18 protein-coding genes are annotated in these 22,065 nt (G+C 62.7%); 12 read left to right on the top strand and 6 right to left on the bottom strand.

What is annotated here, in order from left to right:
- Positions 1-69: 69 nt before the first annotated feature.
- The 3 genes from otsB to IG122_RS00925 are packed head-to-tail and all read left to right on the top strand — an operon-like array spanning position 70 to position 3,985.
- Positions 70-837, top strand: a complete 768-nt coding sequence (gene otsB / locus IG122_RS00915; RefSeq protein ID WP_193179560.1) for a trehalose-phosphatase — start codon at positions 70-72, stop codon at positions 835-837.
- Complete coding sequence (locus IG122_RS00920) at positions 834-2,621, top strand: glycoside hydrolase family 15 protein (RefSeq protein ID WP_193179562.1); 1,788 nt, start codon at positions 834-836, stop codon at positions 2,619-2,621. Before otsB ends, IG122_RS00920 begins: the two co-directional genes overlap by 4 nt.
- Positions 2,618-3,985 carry an alpha,alpha-trehalose-phosphate synthase (UDP-forming) gene (locus IG122_RS00925; RefSeq protein ID WP_193179563.1) on the top strand — a complete coding sequence of 456 codons (1,368 nt, stop codon included), beginning with the start codon at positions 2,618-2,620 and terminating at the stop codon, positions 3,983-3,985. The genes IG122_RS00920 and IG122_RS00925 overlap by 4 nt, the downstream gene beginning before the upstream one ends.
- Positions 3,986-3,989: 4 nt before the next feature.
- Here the strand turns inward: IG122_RS00925 and IG122_RS00930 are convergent, their stop codons facing one another.
- The 5 genes from IG122_RS00930 to IG122_RS00950 all read right to left on the bottom strand — a co-directional run bounded on the left by IG122_RS00930 (position 3,990) and on the right by IG122_RS00950 (position 8,402).
- On the bottom strand, positions 3,990-5,156 hold the full coding sequence (locus IG122_RS00930; RefSeq protein ID WP_193179564.1) for an NAD(P)/FAD-dependent oxidoreductase: 1,167 nt from the start codon (positions 5,154-5,156) through the stop codon (positions 3,990-3,992).
- Positions 5,157-5,165: 9 nt separating this feature from the next.
- Positions 5,166-6,002: a GNAT family N-acetyltransferase gene (locus IG122_RS00935; protein WP_193179565.1), complete on the bottom strand. Its 837-nt coding sequence runs from the start codon at positions 6,000-6,002 to the stop codon at positions 5,166-5,168.
- Entirely contained in the window at positions 5,999-6,673 is a 675-nt protein-coding gene (locus tag IG122_RS00940) for a GntR family transcriptional regulator (protein WP_226893243.1), read from the bottom strand. The genes IG122_RS00935 and IG122_RS00940 overlap by 4 nt, the downstream gene beginning before the upstream one ends.
- 2 nt (positions 6,674-6,675) lie before the next feature.
- Positions 6,676-7,344 (bottom strand): haloacid dehalogenase type II, encoded by a 669-nt coding sequence (locus IG122_RS00945; RefSeq protein WP_193179566.1) that lies wholly within the window; start codon positions 7,342-7,344, stop codon positions 6,676-6,678.
- A gap of 194 nt (positions 7,345-7,538) precedes the next feature.
- Positions 7,539-8,402 (bottom strand): 5'-nucleotidase, lipoprotein e(P4) family, encoded by an 864-nt coding sequence (locus IG122_RS00950; RefSeq protein ID WP_193179567.1) that lies wholly within the window; start codon positions 8,400-8,402, stop codon positions 7,539-7,541.
- A 179-nt stretch (positions 8,403-8,581) separates the two neighbouring features.
- On the opposite strand from IG122_RS00950, the gene IG122_RS00955 reads away from it, so the two are divergent.
- The 9 genes from IG122_RS00955 to IG122_RS00995 all read left to right on the top strand — a co-directional run bounded on the left by IG122_RS00955 (position 8,582) and on the right by IG122_RS00995 (position 21,313).
- Positions 8,582-9,193 carry an HD domain-containing protein gene (locus IG122_RS00955; protein ID WP_226893244.1) on the top strand — a complete coding sequence of 204 codons (612 nt, stop codon included), beginning with the start codon at positions 8,582-8,584 and terminating at the stop codon, positions 9,191-9,193.
- Between the two features lie 127 nt (positions 9,194-9,320).
- Entirely contained in the window at positions 9,321-9,812 is a 492-nt protein-coding gene (locus tag IG122_RS00960) for a bacterioferritin (RefSeq protein ID WP_193179568.1), read from the top strand.
- Positions 9,813-10,084: 272 nt separating this feature from the next.
- Positions 10,085-12,646, top strand: coding sequence for a response regulator (locus tag IG122_RS00965; protein WP_226893287.1), 2,562 nt, complete (start codon positions 10,085-10,087; stop codon positions 12,644-12,646).
- Between the two features lie 319 nt (positions 12,647-12,965).
- Complete coding sequence (locus IG122_RS00970) at positions 12,966-15,014, top strand: ABC transporter substrate-binding protein (RefSeq protein ID WP_193179572.1); 2,049 nt, start codon at positions 12,966-12,968, stop codon at positions 15,012-15,014.
- A gap of 103 nt (positions 15,015-15,117) precedes the next feature.
- Positions 15,118-16,128: an ABC transporter permease gene (locus tag IG122_RS00975; RefSeq protein WP_193179574.1), complete on the top strand. Its 1,011-nt coding sequence runs from the start codon at positions 15,118-15,120 to the stop codon at positions 16,126-16,128.
- Between the two features lie 4 nt (positions 16,129-16,132).
- Positions 16,133-17,329 carry an ABC transporter permease gene (locus IG122_RS00980; RefSeq protein WP_193179575.1) on the top strand — a complete coding sequence of 399 codons (1,197 nt, stop codon included), beginning with the start codon at positions 16,133-16,135 and terminating at the stop codon, positions 17,327-17,329.
- Entirely contained in the window at positions 17,329-18,336 is a 1,008-nt protein-coding gene (locus tag IG122_RS00985; RefSeq protein WP_193179577.1) for an ABC transporter ATP-binding protein, read from the top strand. The genes IG122_RS00980 and IG122_RS00985 overlap by 1 nt, the downstream gene beginning before the upstream one ends.
- Positions 18,333-19,316: an ABC transporter ATP-binding protein gene (locus IG122_RS00990; RefSeq protein ID WP_193179583.1), complete on the top strand. Its 984-nt coding sequence runs from the start codon at positions 18,333-18,335 to the stop codon at positions 19,314-19,316. Before IG122_RS00985 ends, IG122_RS00990 begins: the two co-directional genes overlap by 4 nt.
- A 323-nt stretch (positions 19,317-19,639) precedes the next feature.
- A complete protein-coding gene (locus tag IG122_RS00995; protein WP_193179584.1) occupies positions 19,640-21,313 on the top strand; it encodes a hypothetical protein in 1,674 nt (557 codons plus the stop codon).
- 3 nt (positions 21,314-21,316) lie between these two features.
- On the opposite strand, the gene IG122_RS01000 is transcribed toward IG122_RS00995, so the two are convergent.
- On the bottom strand, positions 21,317-21,997 hold the full coding sequence (locus IG122_RS01000; RefSeq protein ID WP_193179585.1) for a DUF7666 domain-containing protein: 681 nt from the start codon (positions 21,995-21,997) through the stop codon (positions 21,317-21,319).
- Positions 21,998-22,065: the final 68 nt, after the last annotated feature.

Here is a 22,065-nt window from a genome sequence, read left to right on the forward strand (position 1 = left end):
ACGGGACGGCTCTTTGTTAGTATCGTTAATAAGAGATCCAGAGCCGCCACCTGCCGAACATGCGAGGTCATGAGCGAAGATCAGCTGCCTCCGCCGCCGCAAGCGGACTGGGCCTACTTTCTCGATTTTGACGGAACGCTGGTCGATATCGCGCCCCGTCCCGAGGCGATCCGGGTCTCTGACGGTTTGCCGGAGCGGCTCTCCGCATTCAGCCTTGCCGCCGACGGAGCCCTCGCCGTGGTCACCGGCCGCAGTCTCGCGGACCTGGACCGTCACCTCGCCCTGCCGCAGGTCGCGGCGGCCGGAGTTCACGGGCTCGAGCTTCGCGGCGGGTCCCGTCCGGATGTTCCTGACCGGGCGCCGGTAAAGCAAGCGTTGACCAAAGTGCGCGCCGCCGCGGAACAACTCGCGGCGTTGCACGTTGATCTCAGGATCGAAGACAAGGGGGAAGCCATCGCCGTGCATTACCGCGCCGCGCCGGACCTTGGGCCGGAAGTTGCCAGAACGCTGGCGGTCGCGGTCGCGGAAGCAGGCGACCTGCTGACCCTGCTCCAGGGCAAGATGGTGGTCGAGGTCAAGCCGGCGGTCGCCAACAAGGGGGCCGCGGTGGAAGCCTTTCTGGAGGACGCGCCGTTCGCCGGCAGGCGCCCGTGCTTCATCGGCGACGATGTCACGGACGAGGACGGTTTCAGGGTGTGCAATGCGCGCGGCGGCATTTCGATCCATGTCGGGCCGCCTGGCGCCGTCACCGAAGCCCGCTACAGACTGGCGTCGCCGGCAGCCGTCCATGACTGGCTGGCACAACTCCTCGATCGCGAGAGAAGGACCGCTTCATGAGCACGCTCGAACTCGGAATGATCGGAAACTGTGCGATCAGCGCCCTTATTGGCGAAACCGGGACGATCCAATGGTGTTGTCTGCCACGATTTGACGGCGATCCGTTTTTCTCAGCGCTGCTGGCAAATGAAGAGCAGGCTGACGAGCGAGGCTTCTGGCAGGTCGAGATCGCCAATCTCGCCGCCTCCAGCCAGCGTTACGAGCGAAATAGCGCGGTCCTGGTGACGACTTTGACCGACCGCGATGGCGCGTCGCTCGAGATCGTCGATTTCTGCCCGCGGTTCCGCAACTTCGACCGGATGTTCCACCCGACGATGATCGTCCGTCAGCTCCGGCCGGTCGCCGGCAGCCCGAAGGTCCGGGTCCGGATTCGTCCGACCGTCGATTACGGCGCGGGCCGGCCGACGATCACCCGCGGCTCGAACCATGTCCGCTTTGTCGGGCCGGATCTCACCATGCGTCTGACGACGGATGCGACGATCTCCTATCTTCTTGAAGAGACCTGGTTCCTGCTCGACAAGCCGCTCAGCATGATGCTCGGCCCGGACGAGAGCCTGACAAATTCACTCGCGGAGACGGCACGGACGTTCCGGGAGCGCACCGAAAGCTACTGGCGCGAATGGAGCCGTGCGCTCTCGATTCCCTACGAGTGGCAGGATGTCGTGATCCGGTCGGCGATCACGCTCAAACTCAGCACCTTCGAGGAAACCGGCGCCATCGTCGCGGCGATGACCACGTCGGTACCGGAGGCTGCTGGCAGCGAACGCAACTGGGACTACCGGCTCTGCTGGCTGCGTGACGCCTATTTCGTCGTTCATGCTCTGAACCGCCTCTCGGCGACCAAGACGTTGGAGCATTATCTCAATTATATCAGCAATATCGCCGTAAATGTCGGGAGCGAGGACCTGCAACCGCTCTACGGTCTCTCACTTGCGCACAAGCTGGACGAATACACGGTCGACGGGCTTGCCGGGTATCGCGGGAACGGACCTGTCCGCGTGGGAAACGCCGCCTATACGCAAATCCAGAACGACGTCTACGGCGCGGTCATTCTCGCGGCGGCGCAGACTTTCTTCGACAGCCGCATCGGCCGTCCCGGGAACGAGGATCTCTACCGCGAGCTTGCCAAGCTCGGGCAGATGGCGGTGCAGAAGTTCGACAAGCCGGACGCCGGGATCTGGGAGCTGAGGACCATCGCGTCGGTCCATACCTTCTCCGCGCTGATGTGCTGGGCGGCGGCGGACCGGCTCGGCCGCATCGCCGACAAGATCGGTCACTCGGCGGAAGCGGCGGCCTGGCGCCAGCATGCTGCCGCGATGCAGCGGCGGATCATGGAAGAAGCCTGGAATGAGGAGCTCGGCAGCTACGTCTCGACCTTCGGCGGCGACCAGATGGATGCGAGCCTGCTGCTGATGCACGAACTCGGCTTCCATGACGGCAAGGATCCGCGTTTCGTCGGCACCGTGGCCATGATCGAGAAACAGCTCCGCAAGGGCGATCATCTGTTCCGCTACATCGCGCCGGACGATTTCGGGGTGCCGGAAACCGCGTTCAATGTCTGCACCTTCTGGTTCATCGAGGCGCTCGCGGTCACCGGCCGCGAGGCCGAGGCGCGGGAGATGTTCGAAGGCATTCTCGCTTGCCGCAACAAGCTCGGGCTCCTCTCCGAGGACGTCGATCCGGAGACCGGGGAGCTCTGGGGCAATTTTCCGCAGACCTATTCCATGGTCGGCATGATCAAATGCGCCATGCGTCTCAGCCGGAAATGGGAGGACGCGTTTTGAGCCGTCTCGTCGTCGTCTCCAACAGGGTCGCGCCGGTCGAAGAGGGCAAGGCATCCGCCGGCGGCCTCTCCGTCGCGGTCGAGGAAGCCTTCGCGAAGACGGAAGGGCTCTGGTTCGGCTGGAACGGGAAGATCGAGAATAACGGGCCGATCCGCGTCAAGGTCGAGGAAGGCAAGCGGTTCGCCCGCGCGACCATGCCGCTCTCCCGCAAGGACTACAATGATTTCTATGTCGGCTACGCCAACTCGACGCTCTGGCCGCTGCTGCATTACCGGCTGAACGTGATGGAATATTCGAGGGCCCATGCCGCAGGCTACCGGCGGGTCAACGAACTCTTCGCGAACCATCTGGCCCCGCTGCTCAAGCCGGACGATCTGATCTGGGTGCACGACTACCATCTCTTCGTGCTTGGCCGGGAACTGAAGCGCATGGGCCTCGAGAACCGGATGGGCTTCTTCCTGCATACGCCGTTTCCGCCGCCGGACATGCTCCGTGCCTGCAGCGAGCACGAGGAAATCGTCCGCGCGCTGTTCGATTACGACGTCATCGGTTTCCAGACCGAGAACGACGCCCGCAATCTGCTGGAATATGTCCGTCGCCTGCGCGACGGCACAGTGCGCGGCAACCGTGCCACCGCTTTCGGCAAGACCGCGCGGGTGCAGGCTTTTCCGATCTCCATCCGTCCTGACGAGATGGCGGACGCGGCGGAGAAGGCGGTTCGCTCGAACCGGACGCGCCAGCTCGTGCGCTCGCTCGATGGCAAGCAGCTGATCATCGGCGTCGAGCGGCTGGATTATTCCAAAGGCCTCGACAAACGTTTCGCGAGCTACGAGCGGCTGCTGACGAACTATCCGGAGAACCGCGGCAGCGTGACGCTCATGCAGATCGCTCCGCCGTCCCGGGGCGACGTGCAGAGCTACCGGGAGATCAGGCAGATTCTCGAAGGCATGGCGGGACATATCAACGGCCAGTTCGCCGATTTTGACTGGGCGCCGATCCGGTATTTGAACAAGAGCTATCGCCGTGACGTGCTGGCCGGGTTCTTCCGAGTGGCGCGGGTCGGCTATGTCACACCGTTGCGTGACGGAATGAACCTTGTGGCGAAGGAATATGTCGCCTCGCAGGATCCCGTGGATCCCGGCGTTCTTGTGCTGTCCGAGTTCGCCGGCGCGGCGGCCGAACTCGACGGCGCCGTCATCGTCAATCCGTTCGACGAGGAAGGCATGATGGAGGGGCTGCAAAGCGCACTCAGGATGCCGCTCGGCGACCGCATCGAACGCTACCAGTCGATGATGGCGGTCCTGCGGAAGAACGACCTTCAGAACTGGCGTCGGCGCTTTCTCGAGGCCTTGCGAGCGGCGTGACCGGTCAGTTTGCCGGGATGCGCAGACGCGCGCGGTCGATCGGGTGCTCCCAGTCGCGGCCGGCGATCAGTTGGGCGGCGATCCAGCCCCAATCGTCTGAGGATTTCGCGCCCTTGCCGTTGCCGCCGACGGCGACAGCGATCCGGTCGTCGAGCACGTGATCGATATAGGGCAGGCCCGTTGCCGTCCAGGTGACTGCACAGCTCCGGCTGTGCCAGTGCCGGCATTCGGCAAGGCGCGGCATCAGATCGAGCAGGAAACTCCGGAACCGGATCCGGTTTTCCTCGATGCCATCGGTCTTGAACCAGTGCTGCAGATCGTCCAGAGATCTCAGGTTCGGATCCTCGACCGAACCAATGCCGATCTTGAGGTAGGTATGGCCGTCCGGATAGCGGATCGGCGGCAGCAGGTAGGCACCGCTTTCGGCATGGCCCATGGTCGGCATCGCCGCGAAATGTTCGCTCAGTTCGCCGTCGATGCGGGCCAGCAGAACGGTGCGTCCGAAGACCCGCAGTCTCAGGTCCGTCGGCGAGAGGCCGCAGGCGTCGGTAAAGGCACCCGTGGCGACCAGAGCTTTTTCGGCGCGGCGGACCGCGCCGTCGTCGGTTTCGATTTCGACGCCGCCGGTAACGGCGCGAAGTCCGGTTACACGCCGCCGGTCGATTTCCGCGCGGCGTTTGCGCGCCGCTTCCGTCTGTGCCGCGACCATGGCGCGCGGACTGATATGTCCGGCATTCCGGTTCTCATGCAGGCCCGTGCTGCCATCCGGCAGCGAAAGGAAGGGAAACCGTTCAAGGATCGCAGGGGTGTCCATCCGTGTCAGGTCTGCGCCCAACGCACGGCCGGTGCATTCGGCCCGATCCAGATAATCCGAGCTGCCGGTTGAAATGCCGAGATACCCCGAATTGGTGAAGAACGGGATCCCGCTCTCGGCCTCGATCTCGGCGTAGCGTTCGATGGAGCGTTTCGACGTGACGGCCCAGTCCGGATCCCCATCCGAGATCCGGGTCATCCGGCCTTCGTCGTAGTGGCTCGAGAAGACGCCGTCATGCGCGGCGTAATCCGCCGGCTCGTCGGGCCCGATCAGGACGATCCCGTCGGTCATGCCGGCGAGGTGGCGGGCGGCGGCGCTGCCGATCATGCCGCGTCCGATGACGGCGATCCTGTCCATGTGTGTCTCCTATCCGAGCGCGTGGCTGGCGAGGCCGAAGATGCGGGCCGGACCGCTTGGCGGCGTCCAGCCGCCGCGGGCCATGACCGGCGAGGCGCCGACATCTTCAAGGCCTGCCGTTTGAAGGTATTCGATCAGTGTGGAGGCATCCGCCGGGCAATCGATCCGCACGAAGCCGGGCCGGGCGAGGGTTCTGAAGAGCGCAAGCGCATCGCCCTCCGTGGCGGCGACAAGCGGGCCGATGACGGTGCCGCGACCGAAGGTGCGGGACATGGCGTATCCGCTGATTTGTCCATTCTCGGTCAGGATCGCCGTGCTGCCGGTTTCGGCAAGATCGCGCAGCATGTCGTCTCGACGGGCCCCGAAAGCCGCGGCGTCGAAATCCGCGATTTCGTCGACCGTGCCGTCAGCGACTCTGGAAATGCGCGGATCCTGAATTGGGGTGCCCCTATAGGCGCCTTGATACTGCACCGACCGGTCGAACGCGGCGAAGCCGAGTTTCTCGTAGAGCGGCAGCCCCGCTTCGGTCGCAAGCAGAACGATCGGCCTCGGCGAGACATCCTCGAGGAGGGTCTCGACCAGTCTCCGTCCGATACCGCGTCCCTGGGCCTCCGGCGCGACGATCACGAGGCCGATCCTTGCGAGCCTGTCGCCGAACCTCCACCAGAGGCCGGTGGCGAGCGCGTGGCCTTCCTTTTCGTCTCGCGCGATCCGGCCGCCTCCGAGGCGGATGAACTGGGCGATATCCTCGCGCCGGTGGGGCCAGGCGACGGCGCGGACCAGTTCCATGATTCTGTCGAGATCGGTCATGCAAACGATATCGAGGGAGGGCTCCCGGTCGGTCATCGTCCCTGCTCCTGCTTGCGGACGCGCTTCATGACCTCGGCCGGGTCGCCGAAATGCCGGCCGAGTTCGGCCAGGACCTCTTCGAGTTCTGCCGTCCGGATCAGCTCGGCCAGGCGAAAATGCTCGACGGCGAGGTCGCGGCTGCTGCGGTAGCCCCCCATCAGGCGATGGAGGCAGAGCCGGGTTTCCGTCTGGACGGAGGCGTAGCTTCGCGAAAGCCGTTTGCTGCCTGCCCCGTCGACCAGGGTCTTGTGAAATTCGAAATCGAGATCGCCGCCGGCAATCCGGTCGTCGGATTTCATCGCATCGTCCATCTGCCGGGCGATGTGCTTCAGTTCGCCGGCCGTTCCGGCACGGTCTCCGCTCTCGAAAATCTTCCGGATGGCCGTCGTCTCAAGCGCGGCGCGCACGAAGAAGAGGTCGCGCAAATCGTCTTCGCCGACCTCCGTCACGAACACCCCGCGATGCGGCTCGCTCCGCAGGAGGCCTTCCTGCACGAGTCTCTGCATCGCTTCGCGCAGCGGGCCGCGGCTCACGCCGAAGGCGAGCGCCAGATCCGTTTCGAGCAACTGGCGGCCGCCTTCATAGGTTCCGGCAAGAATGTCGGCGCGAAGCCGGTCGGCGATCTGCGTCGGGAGCGTGACGCGCTCGATGCGTTGGGATGCCGCCATGCTCAGAGGCCCAGCAAGCCGGGAAGGCCGCCGAGATCGGGGATCGCCTGGTAGCCGTAGGCCGGATTGCCCGGACCGTGCCCGCGTTCGACGAACACGCGCCGCCCGATCCTCAGATCGCTTGCGGACATCAGATCATAGCGGAGGCTGGAGGAGACATGCATGAAATGCTCCGGGCCACAGCCAAGAGTGTCGAACATGTATTCGAAGGCCTGGAGGCGCGGTTTGTAGGCCCGGGCCTGCTCGGCGGTGAGGACCGCATGGAACGGCGCGCCAAGCAGGTCGACATTGGAGTGGATCTGGCTGTCGGCTGCGTTGGACAGGATGACGAGCGGAAGCTTTTCGGCGACCCGGGCAAGGGGCGCCGGAACATCCGGATGCGGGCCCCAGCTGGGCACGGCCTCGACGATCGCATCGGCGTCCTCGCTGCGGAACGCGACTCCACGGCGCTTGCAGGTTCTCTCCAGCGCCCGGTGAAGAACGTCCGGATAGGGTTTCCAGTCACCGAGCACCTCATCGAACCGGTAGGCGGTGAAATCTTCCAGAAAGGCCGGCATGTCCGCAGGGGATACGCGATCGGCAAGCCTCTGCCGCGTCACGTCACCAACCCTGAAATTGGTGAGCGTTCCGTAGCAATCGAAGGAAACGAAGCGAATATCGGCCGAGGGCATGGGCGGGTCCTGATTGATTGAGAGCAGGCGGAAGCCCTCTTATGTAGGATTGTCGACAATATGACAATGCAGATTCCGAGCCCTTCGTCAGATCTTCCACACGCGTTGGCAAGCGGCCGGCCTGAAACGGAACAGCCCGGCCGGAAGGCCGGGCTGCTGTCAGCATCGAACGGGAAGAGAGTGCCTTCAGAGGCTTATTTCGGGCCTTCCCATTCGTCCATGATCGCGTGCTTCATCGCGCGCTTCTCGGAGCTGGAGGCTTTCCAGTTGTTGTTGATCGCCGCGCCTTCCCATGAGCCGTAGGTCGGGTTCGCGAACATGATCCACTGCTTGCCCCACATGGCTTGATACTTCTTGTAGGTTTCCAGACGCTCGGAAGGGGAGCCGCCGACATTCTCGTCGGTGAAGTCGCCGAGATTGTCGCCGAGCTGCAGCAGCACGCGGTAATTGGCCGCGACGGCTTCGCGACGGGGCGTCTTGTTGGAGGACTTCCATTCCTCCTTCTCGCCGCGCACCAGAACCACATCCGTATCCTCGTCGACGGGATAGCCGAATTTCTTCAGGTTGCCGCGGGTTGCGTCTTCCTCATGGGCCTTGCGGTTCGAAACGTAGATCACCTTCACGCCCTTGGACTTGGCGTATTTGGTGAATTCCAGCGAGCCCGGAATGACGCGCGAGGTCTGGCTCTCGACGAAGGGCGTCCAGGTCTTGGAGCTGTAATACTTGTCCTTCTCGACGATCCAGGCCTGGTAGGGCGAGTTATCGAGGACGGTCTCGTCGATATCGAGGATCACGGCCGGCGGTTTCGACTGGTAGTCGCCTGTCTGTTCCAGCGCGGCCGTCCAGCTTTTGTCGGCCAGTGCCTGGTCGAGACGGACCATGGCGAGCTGATAAAGCGCATAGGCGTTCGCCTTGTACTCGACCGCGTTCTGCACCCAGTAGGTGGCGTTCAGGCCGTCATTGGCGGGGATGTCTTCGGCCTGGACCGTCGCGGCGCCGAAAGAAAGGAAGGCGGCTGCGGCACTCGCCAGCACCGTTGTTCTGAAATGGCGTTGCATCGTGAAACCCTTTCGCTATCCGGGCCCGGGAGTCGTTCGTCGCTTCCGAGCGGAGGCATGCTGTCACAAAAGCGCAATATTTTACCAGCGGGTTTAATTCTTGTCCCGCCGTGCCCGGCTTGCTCCTGCCTTCGTTTGGCGCGAAGCTTTCTCGGCATGTGCGGCAGAGGATTTGAGAGATGGCGGAAAGCGAAACCGTGTCCTTCACCCAGATGAAGGACGGAACGAAAGAGGATTACGAACTCCTCGAGCGGCTTGAGGAGCCATACCGGGCGGAAACGGCGGATCGTCTGCTCAAGGAGCTCGCGGCTCAGGCGAACGACACGCTCGCCGGCTACAAGATCACACGGCTCGAACACGGCCTGCAGTCCGCCACAAGGGCGCGGCGTGACGGTGCCGATACCGACTGGGTCGTCGCGGCTCTGCTGCACGATATCGGAGACCGCCTGGCGCCGCAGAACCACGATCGGATGGCGGCGGAGATCCTGCGTCCGTTCGTCCGGGAAGAAGTGGCCTGGGTCGTGGAGCACCATGGTCTGTTCCAATCCTACTATTACGGACATCACTACGGCTGGGATCGCGATGCCCGCGATCGCTTCAGGGACCATCCCTGCTACGCGAGCTGCGCCGATTTTTGCGAGCGCTGGGACCAATCGAGTTTCGATCCGGATTACGAGAGCGATCCTTTGGACTCCTTCGTCGAGGAGGTGCGTGCGGTTTTTGCCCGCAAGGCCTATAATCCGTCTGTCATCCGGGCCGGAGAGGTCACCGGGCTGCCAGCGACAATCTGACCAATGGTGGAAACCCCGTCACAAACCCAATTCATGTTGGCCTGCCCAGAGACGGATGGAACAAATTTGACGATGAGGCATTGGCTTCTGTAGACCCCTTTACTGGATACCGAAAGGAAGTGCCGAAATGGCTAAGAAGAAGACGCTGGCGAACCTTCAGAAGGCGCTGTGCATGGAACTGACCGCCGCGCACCAGTATCAGCTTCATGCCCATGTTCTGGACGATTGGGGGATCGATCTTCTGGCGGCCGAGATGCGCGAGGAAATGCAGGAAGAGCTCGGTCACTCCGATGCCTTTATCGAGCGCATCATGTTCCTCAAGGGCGATGCCGAGCTGAAATTCGACAAGATCCCGGCCCGGGCGCAGAGTCTGAAAGACATGTTCCAGGCCGATCTCGACGACGAGCGAGGCGCGATCAAGTTTTATACCGAGGCTGCCGCACAGGCTCAGGAAGATGGCGATATCGGCTCGCGCGTGCTGTTCGAAAAGATCGCGCTTGACGAGGAAGGCCATATGTCCTGGCTGGAGCTGCAGCTCGATCTGATCGGCCGCATGGGCGAGCCCGCCTATATCGCCAAGCATATTTCTGCCCCCGGAGCGGGTTCCGACGAAGAGTAAGGCGGGCAGTCCCGCCGGTCTGCGCCTCCCCACTGCCGGCGTTAATGCGCGGTTAGGAATGCGTAGTTAACATGGGTCCAAAAGCGTCCCCGCATGCCGTTGGCGGGCGGGGCCGCCCCTATGTTAGTCGCCGCGTTGATTACGAGACCCAGGCCGGAATGCAGGAAAAGCCAATAGAGGGTCGCAACGACCCTTTGCCGGACAGCGGTGCAGGACAGCCCGGGTCTGGCCGGGGCGGAGCGCGCATAACGGTTGCCCTTGTAGCCGTGGCGATGTTGCTCGTGCTCGGAGCGGATATCTATTTCGTCGCCCGTCAAAATGCCGAGAACGAAAAGCGGCATGTCGAGATTCTGACTTCCGAAACGCAGGAAGCGGCGAACGCGTTGGCACAGCTCATCACGGAGCGCCAGCGGATGATCGAAACCTTCGCCATCGACAACGAAGACCTGCTTGCCGAATACGCGCAAGCGGTCGAAGACGAGGGACTTCGACGCCGGATCGATGAGCGCCTGGAGCGCTGGTTCCCCGGCTATTTCACTTTCACTTTGGCGAATACGGATGGAGTGGACATCGTCGACGATCTGGAAGGGTTCGTCGGCGCGGCCTGTCAGCAGAACATCAAGACCTACCTGTCCCGCCTGTTCGGGACCGGCTTGGATGCCAGATACGAAACCGTCATTCATCCCCAGGCCCATAATTACCATTTCGATGTCATGGCGCCGTGGCGCAGCGGAGAGGATTTGAACGGGGTCTTCTTCGTCAGTTTCTATCCCGACATTCTGCAATCCCTGATCAAGTCGTATCAGAGCCCCGGCCATAAGCTGGTCCTGGTCCACCGGGATCGCGATCATCTCATCGAGGTCAGCGCAGACGGCACGCGAGATGTTTTCGGCGCGCATCGCGATATCACGATGCGTGCCGAGGAGATTGCCGAAATCAGGGCGATCCGGGACATCCCCGGTTCGCTCTGGCGCCTGGCGGGATATGTGGAGCCCGGCCTTGTTGCCCGCGAGAACGCGGAAAACTGGCGGATTGCCGCATTCTTCGCACTTTTCGTGCTGGCCGCCGGCGGCCTCAGTCTGGCAAAGATTCTGTCGCTTGACCGGGCGCAGGCACGTGCCTGGTCAGACCTGCATATCTCCAACAGACATCTGGCGGAATTGGCAAAAGCCCAGGCCGCGCTGCGTGAGGCGGCGGAGAGCGGAGAGAACGCGAAGGCGCAGTTCCTCGCGTCGATGAGCCATGAAATCCGTACACCGCTCAACGCGATCATCGGGCTGACGGACCTCACTCTGAAAACCGGTCTTTCCGAGCATCAGCGCGACCATCTCACGCGTGTCGCCCGCGCCGGCCGCTCTTTGCTCGCCCTGATCAACGATATTCTGGACTTCTCCAAGATCGAGGCCGGGAAGCTGCAGATCGAGTCGATCGAGTTCGATATCGACGAGGTGCTCGAAAATCTCGTCACCGTCGTGAGCACCAAGATCGAGGAAAATGCCGACGAGCTCGTGATTGCGGTCGACCGGAACATTCCATCCGCGTTGCGCGGCGATCCGCTGCGTCTCGGACAGGTTTTGATCAACCTTGCCGGCAATGCCGCGAAGTTCACCCAGCGCGGCGAGATCGTCGTCGATGTGGCGCGGGCGGTCGAAGACGATCGGGAATGGCTGAAAATTTCGGTGCGCGACAGCGGCATCGGCATGTCCGAGGCGCAGGTCGAGCGGCTCTTCCGGCCATTCACGCAGGCGGATCAGTCGGTGACCAGGACCCATGGAGGGACCGGGCTCGGACTCAGCATCTCGCGCGAACTGGTGGAGGCCATGGGCGGCACCATCGGGGTGGAAAGCGTGCCAGGTGAAGGCAGCCATTTCTTCTTCCGAGTGCCTTACGAGCCGGTCGAAGGGGCGGTGCCCCGGCGCAGCTTCGAAGGCATCGATCCGCGGGCGACGAAGGTCCTCGTTGTCGATGACAGCCGCGTGGTGCGCGATACTCTGAGAGAGGCGCTATCCAGCCTCCGCTTCAAGGTTGACGTGGCCGAGTCCGGTTCCGAAGCGCTCGATATGTACAGGAAGGCTCAGGTGCAGGCGCCCTATTCGGTCGTCCTCTTGGACTGGCGGATGCCGGAAATCGACGGGATCGAAACCATCCGACGCATCGGGTCGGAAAACGCGGAGATGCAGGTCCCCGCGATCATCATGATCTCCGCGGAAGACATGCAGGGGATTGCAGGCGAGCTCAAAACACTCGGTGTCGAGCACTTCGTCCAGAAGCCGATCAATACGTCCTTCCTGATCGACACGATGATGGCGTTCTTCGAGACCGGATCGGATCGCCGACCGATAGGCGCGCCCCTGGGCGCAGCGAGCGGCGGACCGCGCGCGGAGGCGGCCGATATCCATCTGCTCCTCGCCGAGGATGTCGAGCTGAACCGCATGGTTGCCCTCGGCGTGCTCCAGAACGCGGGCATGACGGCGGACGTGGCGGAGAACGGAAAGCAGGTTCTCGAGATCCTGGAACGGGAGGGCCCGGACAGATATGCCGCCGTCCTGATGGATATCGAGATGCCGGAAATGGATGGTCTGACGGCAACAAGGAAGATCCGCGGGGAATTAGGATTCAGGGATCTGCCGGTGATCGCCATGACGGCGCATGCCCTCGCCGAGGAGCGCGAGCGTTGCCGCGAGGCCGGAATGGACGCGCATATCAGCAAACCTTTCGAGGCTGCCGAGCTGATCTCGACGATCAACAGATTCGCGGCGAAATCCCGTGCCGGGGGAATGGCCTCCCGCGACGAGGTGTCGACCTCGATCTGGACGCGGTTACCGCGCGCCTGATGCTGCCGCCGGAGACCGAGTGAGCCTGATCGATCGCGTGGCCGCCGTTTCTTGCTGGCCTGATGAATAAATAGCTATGACGGTCGGATGTTTCCGGTTCCGGTTTCGAATGCTGCGCCGCACACTAAATTTACGCGGAAATGCGCGAACGAATCACCTATGCGCGTGCGAGCGAACAGGTTAGGCAACAATTCATGCTGGTCTGGACGTCATAAAAGCGTCATCGTACTGCATCGCAAAATTAATGAACGCAGAATAGCGTCGATCAATCCGGACCTCGGGTGGGGGGTCTGGTTCGAACAATTCCTTGGGGGACTTCATGGGAAAATCGTTTCTATTCGCGGGCGTAGCACTTTGCGCCTTTGTGGGTTCGGCGCTTGCCGATTGCCCGAAAATCACCGTCGCCGACATGAAGGGCGTGAAGGCAGGGGCCTTCCCCCAGCAGTACGAGCTGGCCGAATTCGAGGGCGCCGCAGGCTGCAAGCTGAGCTTCGCCGGCAATCCGAAAGCGGACGAGCTGAACGGCAAGATCCAGGGCAACGGCGCGCTGCCGCCGCTCGCCGAGCGTCTTCCGGAAGAGCCGCTTGTGGTCGTGCCTTACAGTGAGATCGGCAAGTATGGCGGCGTGCTCGACGGTCTGTCGAACGCACCGGAAGCCGGGACCTCCGACCTGCTCTCCGTGCGCCATGTCAGCCTCGTGCGCTACAGCGACGATCTGGCGACCATCGTGCCGAACGTCGCCAAGAGCTGGGAGTGGAACGCCGACTTCACCAAGCTGACGCTGAAGCTGCGCAAGGGACACAAATGGTCCGACGGTGCGCCCTTCACGTCCGAGGATGTGAAGTTCTGGTACGACGACATGGTGTTCGACGAGAACATCATCAAGAAGCCGAAGGACTACGTGCTGGTCGGCGGCAAGCGGATGACCGTCGAGGCGCCGGACGCGCAGACCGTCGTCTTCAATCTGCCGGCGCCGAAGCCGGGCCTGCTCGCCCACTTCGCCACGCACTATTCCCAGCCCTTCATGCCGAAGCATTTCCTCGGCCAGTTCCATCCGAAATACAACCCGGACGCCGACAAGAAGGCGAAGGAGCTGGGCTACGAGAACGGCTATGCCGTGATCTCCGCCTATTACGGCAACTCGGACTGGACCGACACCCCGACCATCATGCTGTCGGACCCGGCCAAGGCGCCGAAGATGCCGAAAGGCGTCTACCCGACGCTTGAGTCGCACATCGTCGTCGCGGAAACCACCGAAGGCCGTCACCTGGTGGCGAACCCGTATTTCCACATGGTCGATACGGCAGGCAACCAGCTGCCCTACATCAACGAGATCGACGAGGTGCACATCAACGAGAACGAGGTGCGCATCCTGAAGGCGGTCAACGGCGAGATCGACTACAAGTCGCAGTCGATGCAGCTTCCGTCGGCGCCGATCCTGCTCGAGAACCAGGAGAAGGGCGGCTACACCGTCGATCTGAAGCCGACCATCGCGATGCCGACATTCGCCTTCAACGTCACCTCGCCGGACGAGGAGAAGCGCAAGGTCTTCGGAGATCTCAAGTTCCGCCAGGCGATGTCCGTCGCCATGAACCGCGACGAGATCAACGAGGTCGCCTTTTTCGGCCTCGGCAAGCCGAAGCAGTATGTCGCCTTTTCCCCGACGCCGAAATTCGTTGATCCGAAATGGGAGTCCCACTACGCCCAGTATGATCCGGACCTGGCGAAGAAGCTGCTCGATGAGGTCGGTGTCGTCGACAAGGACGGCGACGGCGCGCGCGATCTTCCGAACGGTGCCCCGCTGGTGCTGAACCTGCAGTTCGCCACCCAGGGCATGCCGGGCCAGGTCGCGGAACTGGTTGCGCAGCACTGGACCAATGTCGGGATCAAGAGCACGGTCAAGGAAGTGACCCCGGACGAGTACCGCTCGGCCCAGTCCTCCAACCAGCTCGATGTCATCATGTGGCAGAAGGGTCAGCCGCTCGCGATTGTCCTCGGCAACTCGGAACTGTTCCAGCCGCCGTTCGAGAACTATTTCGGTGGCCGCGCGGGCATGCTGTGGGCGGAATATGTCGACAGCAAGGGCACCAAGGGCGTAAAGCCGCCGGCCTATGTCGACGAGATGCTTGCCGACATCGACGCCTTCCAGTCGACCCTGGTCGGCTCCCCGGAAAGCGACAAGATCGGTCAGCGTCTGGTGAAGAACATGACCGAGAACCTGCTCTTCCTCGGCACGGTCCAGGCACCGAACCCGATCTATCACCGCAACGCGGTGAAGAACTTCCCGGAGTTCAAGACCTGGTCCTACGAGTACTACCGGACCTACCCCTATCGTCCGCAGCAATGGTTCCTTGCTGACGAAGGCTGATCTCCGCGCGGCGGGACCGGGGTCTCCCGGTCCCGCCTGCGTCGGCTTTAGATCGATGACCTCGAAAGATCGGTCGATCTAAGACCGACGGAGGTGGGGATATATGCTGAGGTTCATTCAATTCGTCTGCACGCGCGCGGCCATGGCCGTGGTCACGCTGCTTCTGGTTTCCTTTATCGTCTTCACGCTGATGGAGCTGGTGCCGGCGAACTGTGCCGAGCGCTATCTCGCCTTCAAGAACACCCAGGGCGAGCAGATCAGCATCGAGAACATTCGCGCCGAGGAACAGCGCCTCGGCCTCGACAAGCCCTACATCCAGCGCTGGGCGAGCTGGGTCGGGAACGTCTTCTTCCGGGGGGATTTCGGCGACAGCTGCATTCTGCGCGTGAACATCAACCAGCTGCTCGGCGAGAAGATCTGGATCTCGCTCGGGATCTGTTTTGTCGCGCTTCTGGTCGCCTATCTGATCGCCTTGCCGGTCGGGATCATATCCGCGACGGTCTCCAGTCCGTCGCTGAATAACGGTCTGCGCCTCGTGTCCTATCTCGGCCTGGCGCTGCCCAACTTCCTGCTCGCGTTGATGATCATGCTGTTCTCGACCATGGTGTTCGGCGACACCCTGACCGGCATGTTCTCGAAGGAGTTCCGCGACGCGCCCTGGTCCTGGGAGCGGGTCCTCGATTTCCTGTCGCATGCCTGGCTGCCGATCTTCATTCTCGGCTGGTCGGCGACCGCCTTCGCGCTGCAAACCGTGCGGGCGCTGATGTCGGACGAATACGGCAAGCTCTATGTCACCGCGGCACGGGCGCGCGGCGTGCACGGACGCGCGCTGCTCTGGCGCTATCCCGCGCGCCATGCGCTCGGCCCGATCATCAATTCGCTCGGCTTCGACCTGAACCGGGTCTTCAACGAGCTGCCGATCGTCGCCGTCATCCTCACGCTTTCGGAAGCGGGGGCGCTGCTCCTCGAGGGGCTCGCGCGCTCAAACGACCAGCAGCTCGCCGGTGCGATCATCTTCATGCTGACCGCCTCCATCGTCTCGCTGAACTTCCTGACGGACGTGCTGCTGTCGATCATCGACCCGCGCGTCCGCAAGAGCGTGATGGGAGGCTGAGATCATGGTCGACCAAACCGTCACCGCGGCACCCGCCAAGAGCGCCGATCAGAAATCGAAGGAAGCCTATTTCACCGCGAGCCAGGCCCAGCTCGTCTGGGCCCGTTTCAAGAAGAACCGGGCGGCGGTGGTGGCCGGCGGTGTGCTGATCGCGATCATCCTGATGGGGCTCTTCGCGCCGTTTCTCTCGCCCTACGATCCGACCATCGCGGGACGTGACAAGGACTACCAGAACGGCGCGCCGCAGATCCCGATGTTCTGCGATCACAACGGCTGCTCGCTCCGGCCTTTCCTGCACACGCTGGAGCGGACCCGTTCCATCAAGACAAACTTCCGCTGGGTCACGACGGTCAACACGGAGAAGCGGCGCTACGTCACCTTCTTCCCGAGCGGCTGGGAATACCGGTTGTTCAGCGTCCAGATCGATTTGCCGGGCGACACGTTCGACATCAACATTCCCGGCTTCAAGATGACCACGCATCTCTTCGGCATCGACGAGGGCGGGATCCATCTCTTCGGGACCGATCACGGCGGCAAGGATATCTTCTCGCGCACCCTGCACGCGATCTACACCTCGCTCGCGGTCGGTACGATCGGCGTCTTCATCAGTTTCGTGCTCGCGCTGATCATCGGCGGAACCTCAGGCTATTTCGGAGGTGTCACCGACGGCGTGCTGCAGATGATCACGGATGCTGTCCGGACGGTGCCGGCGATCCCGCTCTTCATGGCGCTGGCGGCTTTCGTACCGGATGAATGGAGCTCTGAAGCGCGCTTCTTCTTCATCTCCATCATCCTCGGCTTCATCGGCTGGCCGACTCTGGCGCGCCGTGTCCGCACGCATCTGCTGACCGAGCGGAACCAGGAATACGTACTGGCTGCCAAGCTCTGCGGCGCCTCGGCGGGCCACATCATCGGCCGACACCTGCTGCCGAGTTTCACCAGCTACATCATCGTCGATCTGGTGATCTCCTTCCCCTACATGGTGCTCTCGGAGACGGCGCTCAGCTTCATCGGGCTCGGCCTGAAGGAGCCGGTGAACTCGCTCGGCGTGATGCTGCAGAACGTTACCAGCGCGGACGTGCTGTTGAATTACCAGTGGTACTTCATCCCGGTCATCTTCTTCGTCGGCATGGTGCTCGCCTTCGTCTTCGTCGGCGACGGGCTGCGCGACGCGGCCGACCCCTATTCGGATCACAAGTGATGACGGCTCCGCTTCTTTCCGTGCGCGACCTGACGGTTCAGTTCAGGACTGACGAGGGTCTCATCACGACCGTTGACGACGTCTCCTTCGACATCTCGGCGGGCGAGGTTCTGGGCCTTGTCGGCGAGAGCGGGTCCGGCAAGTCGGTGACCGCGAAGTCGCTGATGAAGCTCAATCCCGGCAACACGGTTTACGGGCCGGAAAGCCGGATTACCCTCAATCTTGAAGACGGGCCGGTCGACGTGCTCTCCCTGAAGAGCGCGCGGGAGCTGAACGTGGTCCGCGGCGGCGCCATCTCGATGATCTTCCAGGAGCCGATGGCGAGCTTCGCGCCGGCGATCACCATCGGCGACCAGATGGTCGAACAGCTGCTGCTGCACTCCTCATTGAACAAGAAGCAGGCGCGGGAGCTCTCTATCGAGATGCTGGACCGGGTCGGGATCTCCGATGCCGGCAAGCGCGTCGACCAGTATGCCTTCGAGTTCTCCGGTGGGATGCGCCAGCGCGCGATGATCGCGATGGCGCTCTCGACCAAGCCGAAACTGCTGATCGCGGACGAGCCGACGACGGCGCTGGACGTCACCATCCAGGCGCAGGTGATCGATTTGATGAAGGATCTGGTCGACGATTTCGGCATGGCGATCCTCTTCATCACACACGATCTCGGTGTGATCGCGCAGACCGCCGACCGGGTCGCGGTGATGTATCTCGGTCGCGTGATGGAGACCGGCAGCGTGCGCGAGGTGATCCGCACGCCGGCCCATCCCTATACCCAGGGCCTGCTCAACGCGTTGCCGAAGCTGGAGAGGCTGGACGAGCCTCTGACGCCGGTTCCGGGCGACATTCCGAGCCCTCTGGAGCGGCCGGAAGGTTGCGTCTTCCACACCCGCTGTCCGAAGATGGTTCCGGGAACCTGCGACAGTCTGCGGCCGGACGCCGTGGCCGTCTCGAAAAGCCATTCGGCGGCCTGTGTCACCGTCGAATCCGCCATGGAGGCCGCATCGTGAGCGCCCAGAGCCACATCCAGGTGAACCGTCTCTCCGTCCATTATGGCATCGGTGGCAGCCTCTTCGGAGGCGGCGGCGTGCTCAAGGCGGTGGACGATATCAGCCTCGAGATCCCGCGTGGCTCGTTCTTCGGGCTGGTTGGCGAGAGTGGGTCGGGCAAGACGACGCTCGGGCGTGCGATCCTGAAGGCCGCGCCGATCTCCGAAGGGGAGGTGCGGTATGTCGACGAGGAGGTCGATTACGATGTCGGTCAGCTCGGCAAGAAGGAGCTGAAGGACTATCGCAGGCGAACCCAGCTGATCTTTCAGGACCCGTACGCGGCGCTCAGCCCGCGCATGACCGTGCGCGACATCATCGCCGAGCCGCTGGAGGTGATGAAACTGACCAGGACCCGTGCGGAGACCGACGAGCGGGTGCGCGAAATCGCGGCGAAATGCAGGCTCAATCTTGAACATCTGAGACGCTTCCCGCACGCCTTCTCCGGCGGTCAGCGCCAGCGTATCTCGATCGCGCGGGCGCTGGTCTGCGAGCCCAAATTCCTGGTGGCGGACGAGAGCGTCGCCGCGCTCGACGTCTCGATCCAGGCGGACATCCTCAATCTTCTGAAGTCCCTTCAGAAGGACATGGACATCACCTTCCTCTTCATCAGCCACGATCTCAGCGTCGTCGCCCATACCTGCGACTGCGTGGCGGTGATGTATCTCGGTGCGATCGTGGAGATGGCGCCGAGCCGCGAGCTCTTCACCGCGCCGAAGCACCCCTATACCAAGGCCCTGCTTTCCGCGATCCCGTCGCTCGATCCGGACGACCGGGGCAAGGCGCAGAAGCTGGAAGGGGAGATTCCGTCTCCGCTCAACAAGCCGAGCGGCTGCCGTTTCCACACCCGCTGCCCGATCGCGACCGCACGCTGCGCGGCGGAGACGCCCGAGTGGAAAGCGCATGCGCCGGGGCATTTCGCCGCCTGCCACTTCGCGGAATAGCCGACGCGCGTCCGATTTGAGCGGACGCCGCATTGCCAAAGCTTCATACTATCGCACCCGGTTCGGATGTCCGGCTGGCGCGGGATTCATTTTTTATTTCGCGAAATCAGTCGGTTCGCATTGGAGCTTGTTTCGCACCGGAAGTTGAGTAAGATTCGAATAGAATTAAATTCGCGCGATAATCGATTGATCTTGCGGGTCAGAACGCCGCAGTAGCGGTCGGTGGTGAACAGACAGAATGTCAGTGCGGGTAACAGACAGTGTTCGGACGCTCTAACGCAGTCTTTGAGGTACTTTCGCTTCGCGATGGCTCCTGGTCCATCGTGGCTACGGCTGCGAGCAAGGACGAAGGGCAGGCCGAGGCCCTGAAGGTCATGTCCCGCGCCGGGACCGAAGGCGTGCGGGTCATCAAGGACACCGGCAAGTCGATCCACGACCTGAAGCCGGAAGACATCCTCTTCGAAAAGCTGAAACCCAAGGGTGAAGAGAAGGTCTTCATCCAGAATATCGACGACGCGCCGCTCTGTTACGAGCTCTCGGATTTCTATGAAGGCGAGGGGCGGCAGACGATCAACCGGCTGTTCCGCGCCTATCTCGACAAGCACAACATTACCGCGAGCGAGGCACTGCATTCCGCACGCGAGCTGAAGCGGCTGCTGGACGATGGCACGCTGCTCTTCTCCGCCGTCGCCAAGGTCGCGACCTTCCAGGCGGCCAAACTTGAAGACACGAATGCGAACGAGCGACGCGAGACGCTCTTTGCTTTTGTCGATCACATCAACGCGGCGGCGCAGAAGACCCTGCAGCGCCCGATGCCGCGGATCCGCGATGCCGGATTCAACGAGGCCATCGCGGAGATTAAGGCATCGATCAAAGAGGGAGAGGACCGCGGCTACCTGATCCGCTCCGCCATCACGACGGAGCTGGTCGAGAACCGCAGTTATCTCGGCAAGCTTGCCCAATGCATCGACTGGGCGGTGATGTGCGAGGATCCCGACGCTTTGCTGGACCTCGATATCTTCATTTCGGACATCCTGCAGAACGCCGAAGTCCTGAAGGACATGCTCGGACATCAGCGTGACACGGGCAGCGCGCTTGTCACCATGATCTGTTTCGCCGGCGGGGAGCCGCTTGGCGAGGAGCCGGAAAACCTGACGCCGGAGCATCCGGACTACACGAACATCCAGCTGAACAAGCTGATCGGCGCCGGCAAGCTGCCGGAGAGCCAGGAGGTGCTGGTCGATCGGGTGCGGCGGCAGCTCGAAGGCATCGGGCCGCTCTCGAAAGGCGACCGGGAGGAGGAGCGTGAAGTCTTCCACGGCCTGCTCCACAAATTGATTCCGGACTGCAACATGGTCGGCGGACCGAACATGGCCGAAGCCGTCACGGCGCGGCAGTCGACCATCATCAACAAGGGTGGTCAGAAAGGTATGAAAGAGGCGGCGGCCTCGATGCTTCCGGCGCTGGCCGATCCGGCGCGCAAGGCGGCCTACCTGCTGTCGCTGCTGGAAAGCAAGCTCGGTAAGGACCTGCTGCGCTCCGATATCGACACGCATCTGGACGCGATGTTCGTCAGCACCCCGAGTCTCAATCACCTCGTGCGCGAAAAGCTGCCGCCGAACAAGAAGATGGCGAAGGTCACGCAGATCTTTCACAAGATCCAGGAAAGCTCCCTGCCGGAACCGCGCAAGGAAGAGCTGACCAGCCGGATCGACGACTTGCTCGCGTCATACATCGTCGACGGCAAGATCCTCGACAAGATCGACGGCTCGGACAAGCCGCTGCACATCAAGGCGTTCATGCTCGTCAGCATGGTTCAGCCCGAAATGCTGCCGAAGGGCAAGGCCTCGAACCTCGCCCGGCAGATCATCGTCAATCACCTGAAACGCCCGAATTTCGAAGCCGAGCTGGTGTCGCAGATTCCCGATCCGCAGGATCAGGCAAACACGCTGCGCCGGTTCCACGAGCAGCTGCACCGCTGCGGCTTCTTCGGCTGAGGGTCAGCCGATCTCCATCTCGAGTTCATCGGCGAAATCGCCCCATTCATCCTCGTCGCCCGATGCGGTCCGCGCGGCTTCGACGAGGCTTTCGAGGAGGCTGTCATAGCGCGCCCAGGTTTCGGCATCGCCGCGCGCCTTGTTCGCGGCCCAGGCGGCTGCCAGAGCGGTCGCGCGGGCTTCGTGCGTGCGGGCTGCGGCGGCGCGCGCGGCCTCGGCGGCGGCGGCGGCCGTCACCTTGTCGGCCAGAACGTAGTTGCGCGAAAGCTCTCGCGCCTCGGCACGGGCAGAGACGCGGAAGTTCTCGTTGCCGGTTTCAAGAAACTTCCGGACGTCCGCCGGCATCTCCCAGAGACCGGCAACGTCGAGCGCGACCTTGCGGGCGAATTCCCTGAGCAGGTCCTCGCCTTCGACGCGCCAGAGAATGGTGCGCGCGGCGCAGACCAGCTTGTCGTCCTGACGCGCGGACACCCCGTCGCATTCGACGCGGCAGATCGTGTTTCCCGGAGCGAACTTGAGCGCGTCGATCACCCGCTCGGAGGCGTGCAGCCCGGACTGGCAGAGCGCGACCGGCGCGCCATGTTCCAGCCTTTCGCCATCGGACGGGACCTGGCGCCCGTCGCGCAGTTCCTCGTCGACGAAGTGCCAAGCGAGCAGTCCCGCGGATCCGTTCTGGTCTGTCATCTTCTGCCTGTCCGAAAGCTTCTGTCGGTACCGGGATATCGTCCTACGGCGCAGGCCAAAGGGCAACC

This window comes from Nisaea sediminum (genome assembly GCF_014904705.1).
Lineage (GTDB): Bacteria > Pseudomonadota > Alphaproteobacteria > Thalassobaculales > Thalassobaculaceae > Nisaea > Nisaea sediminum.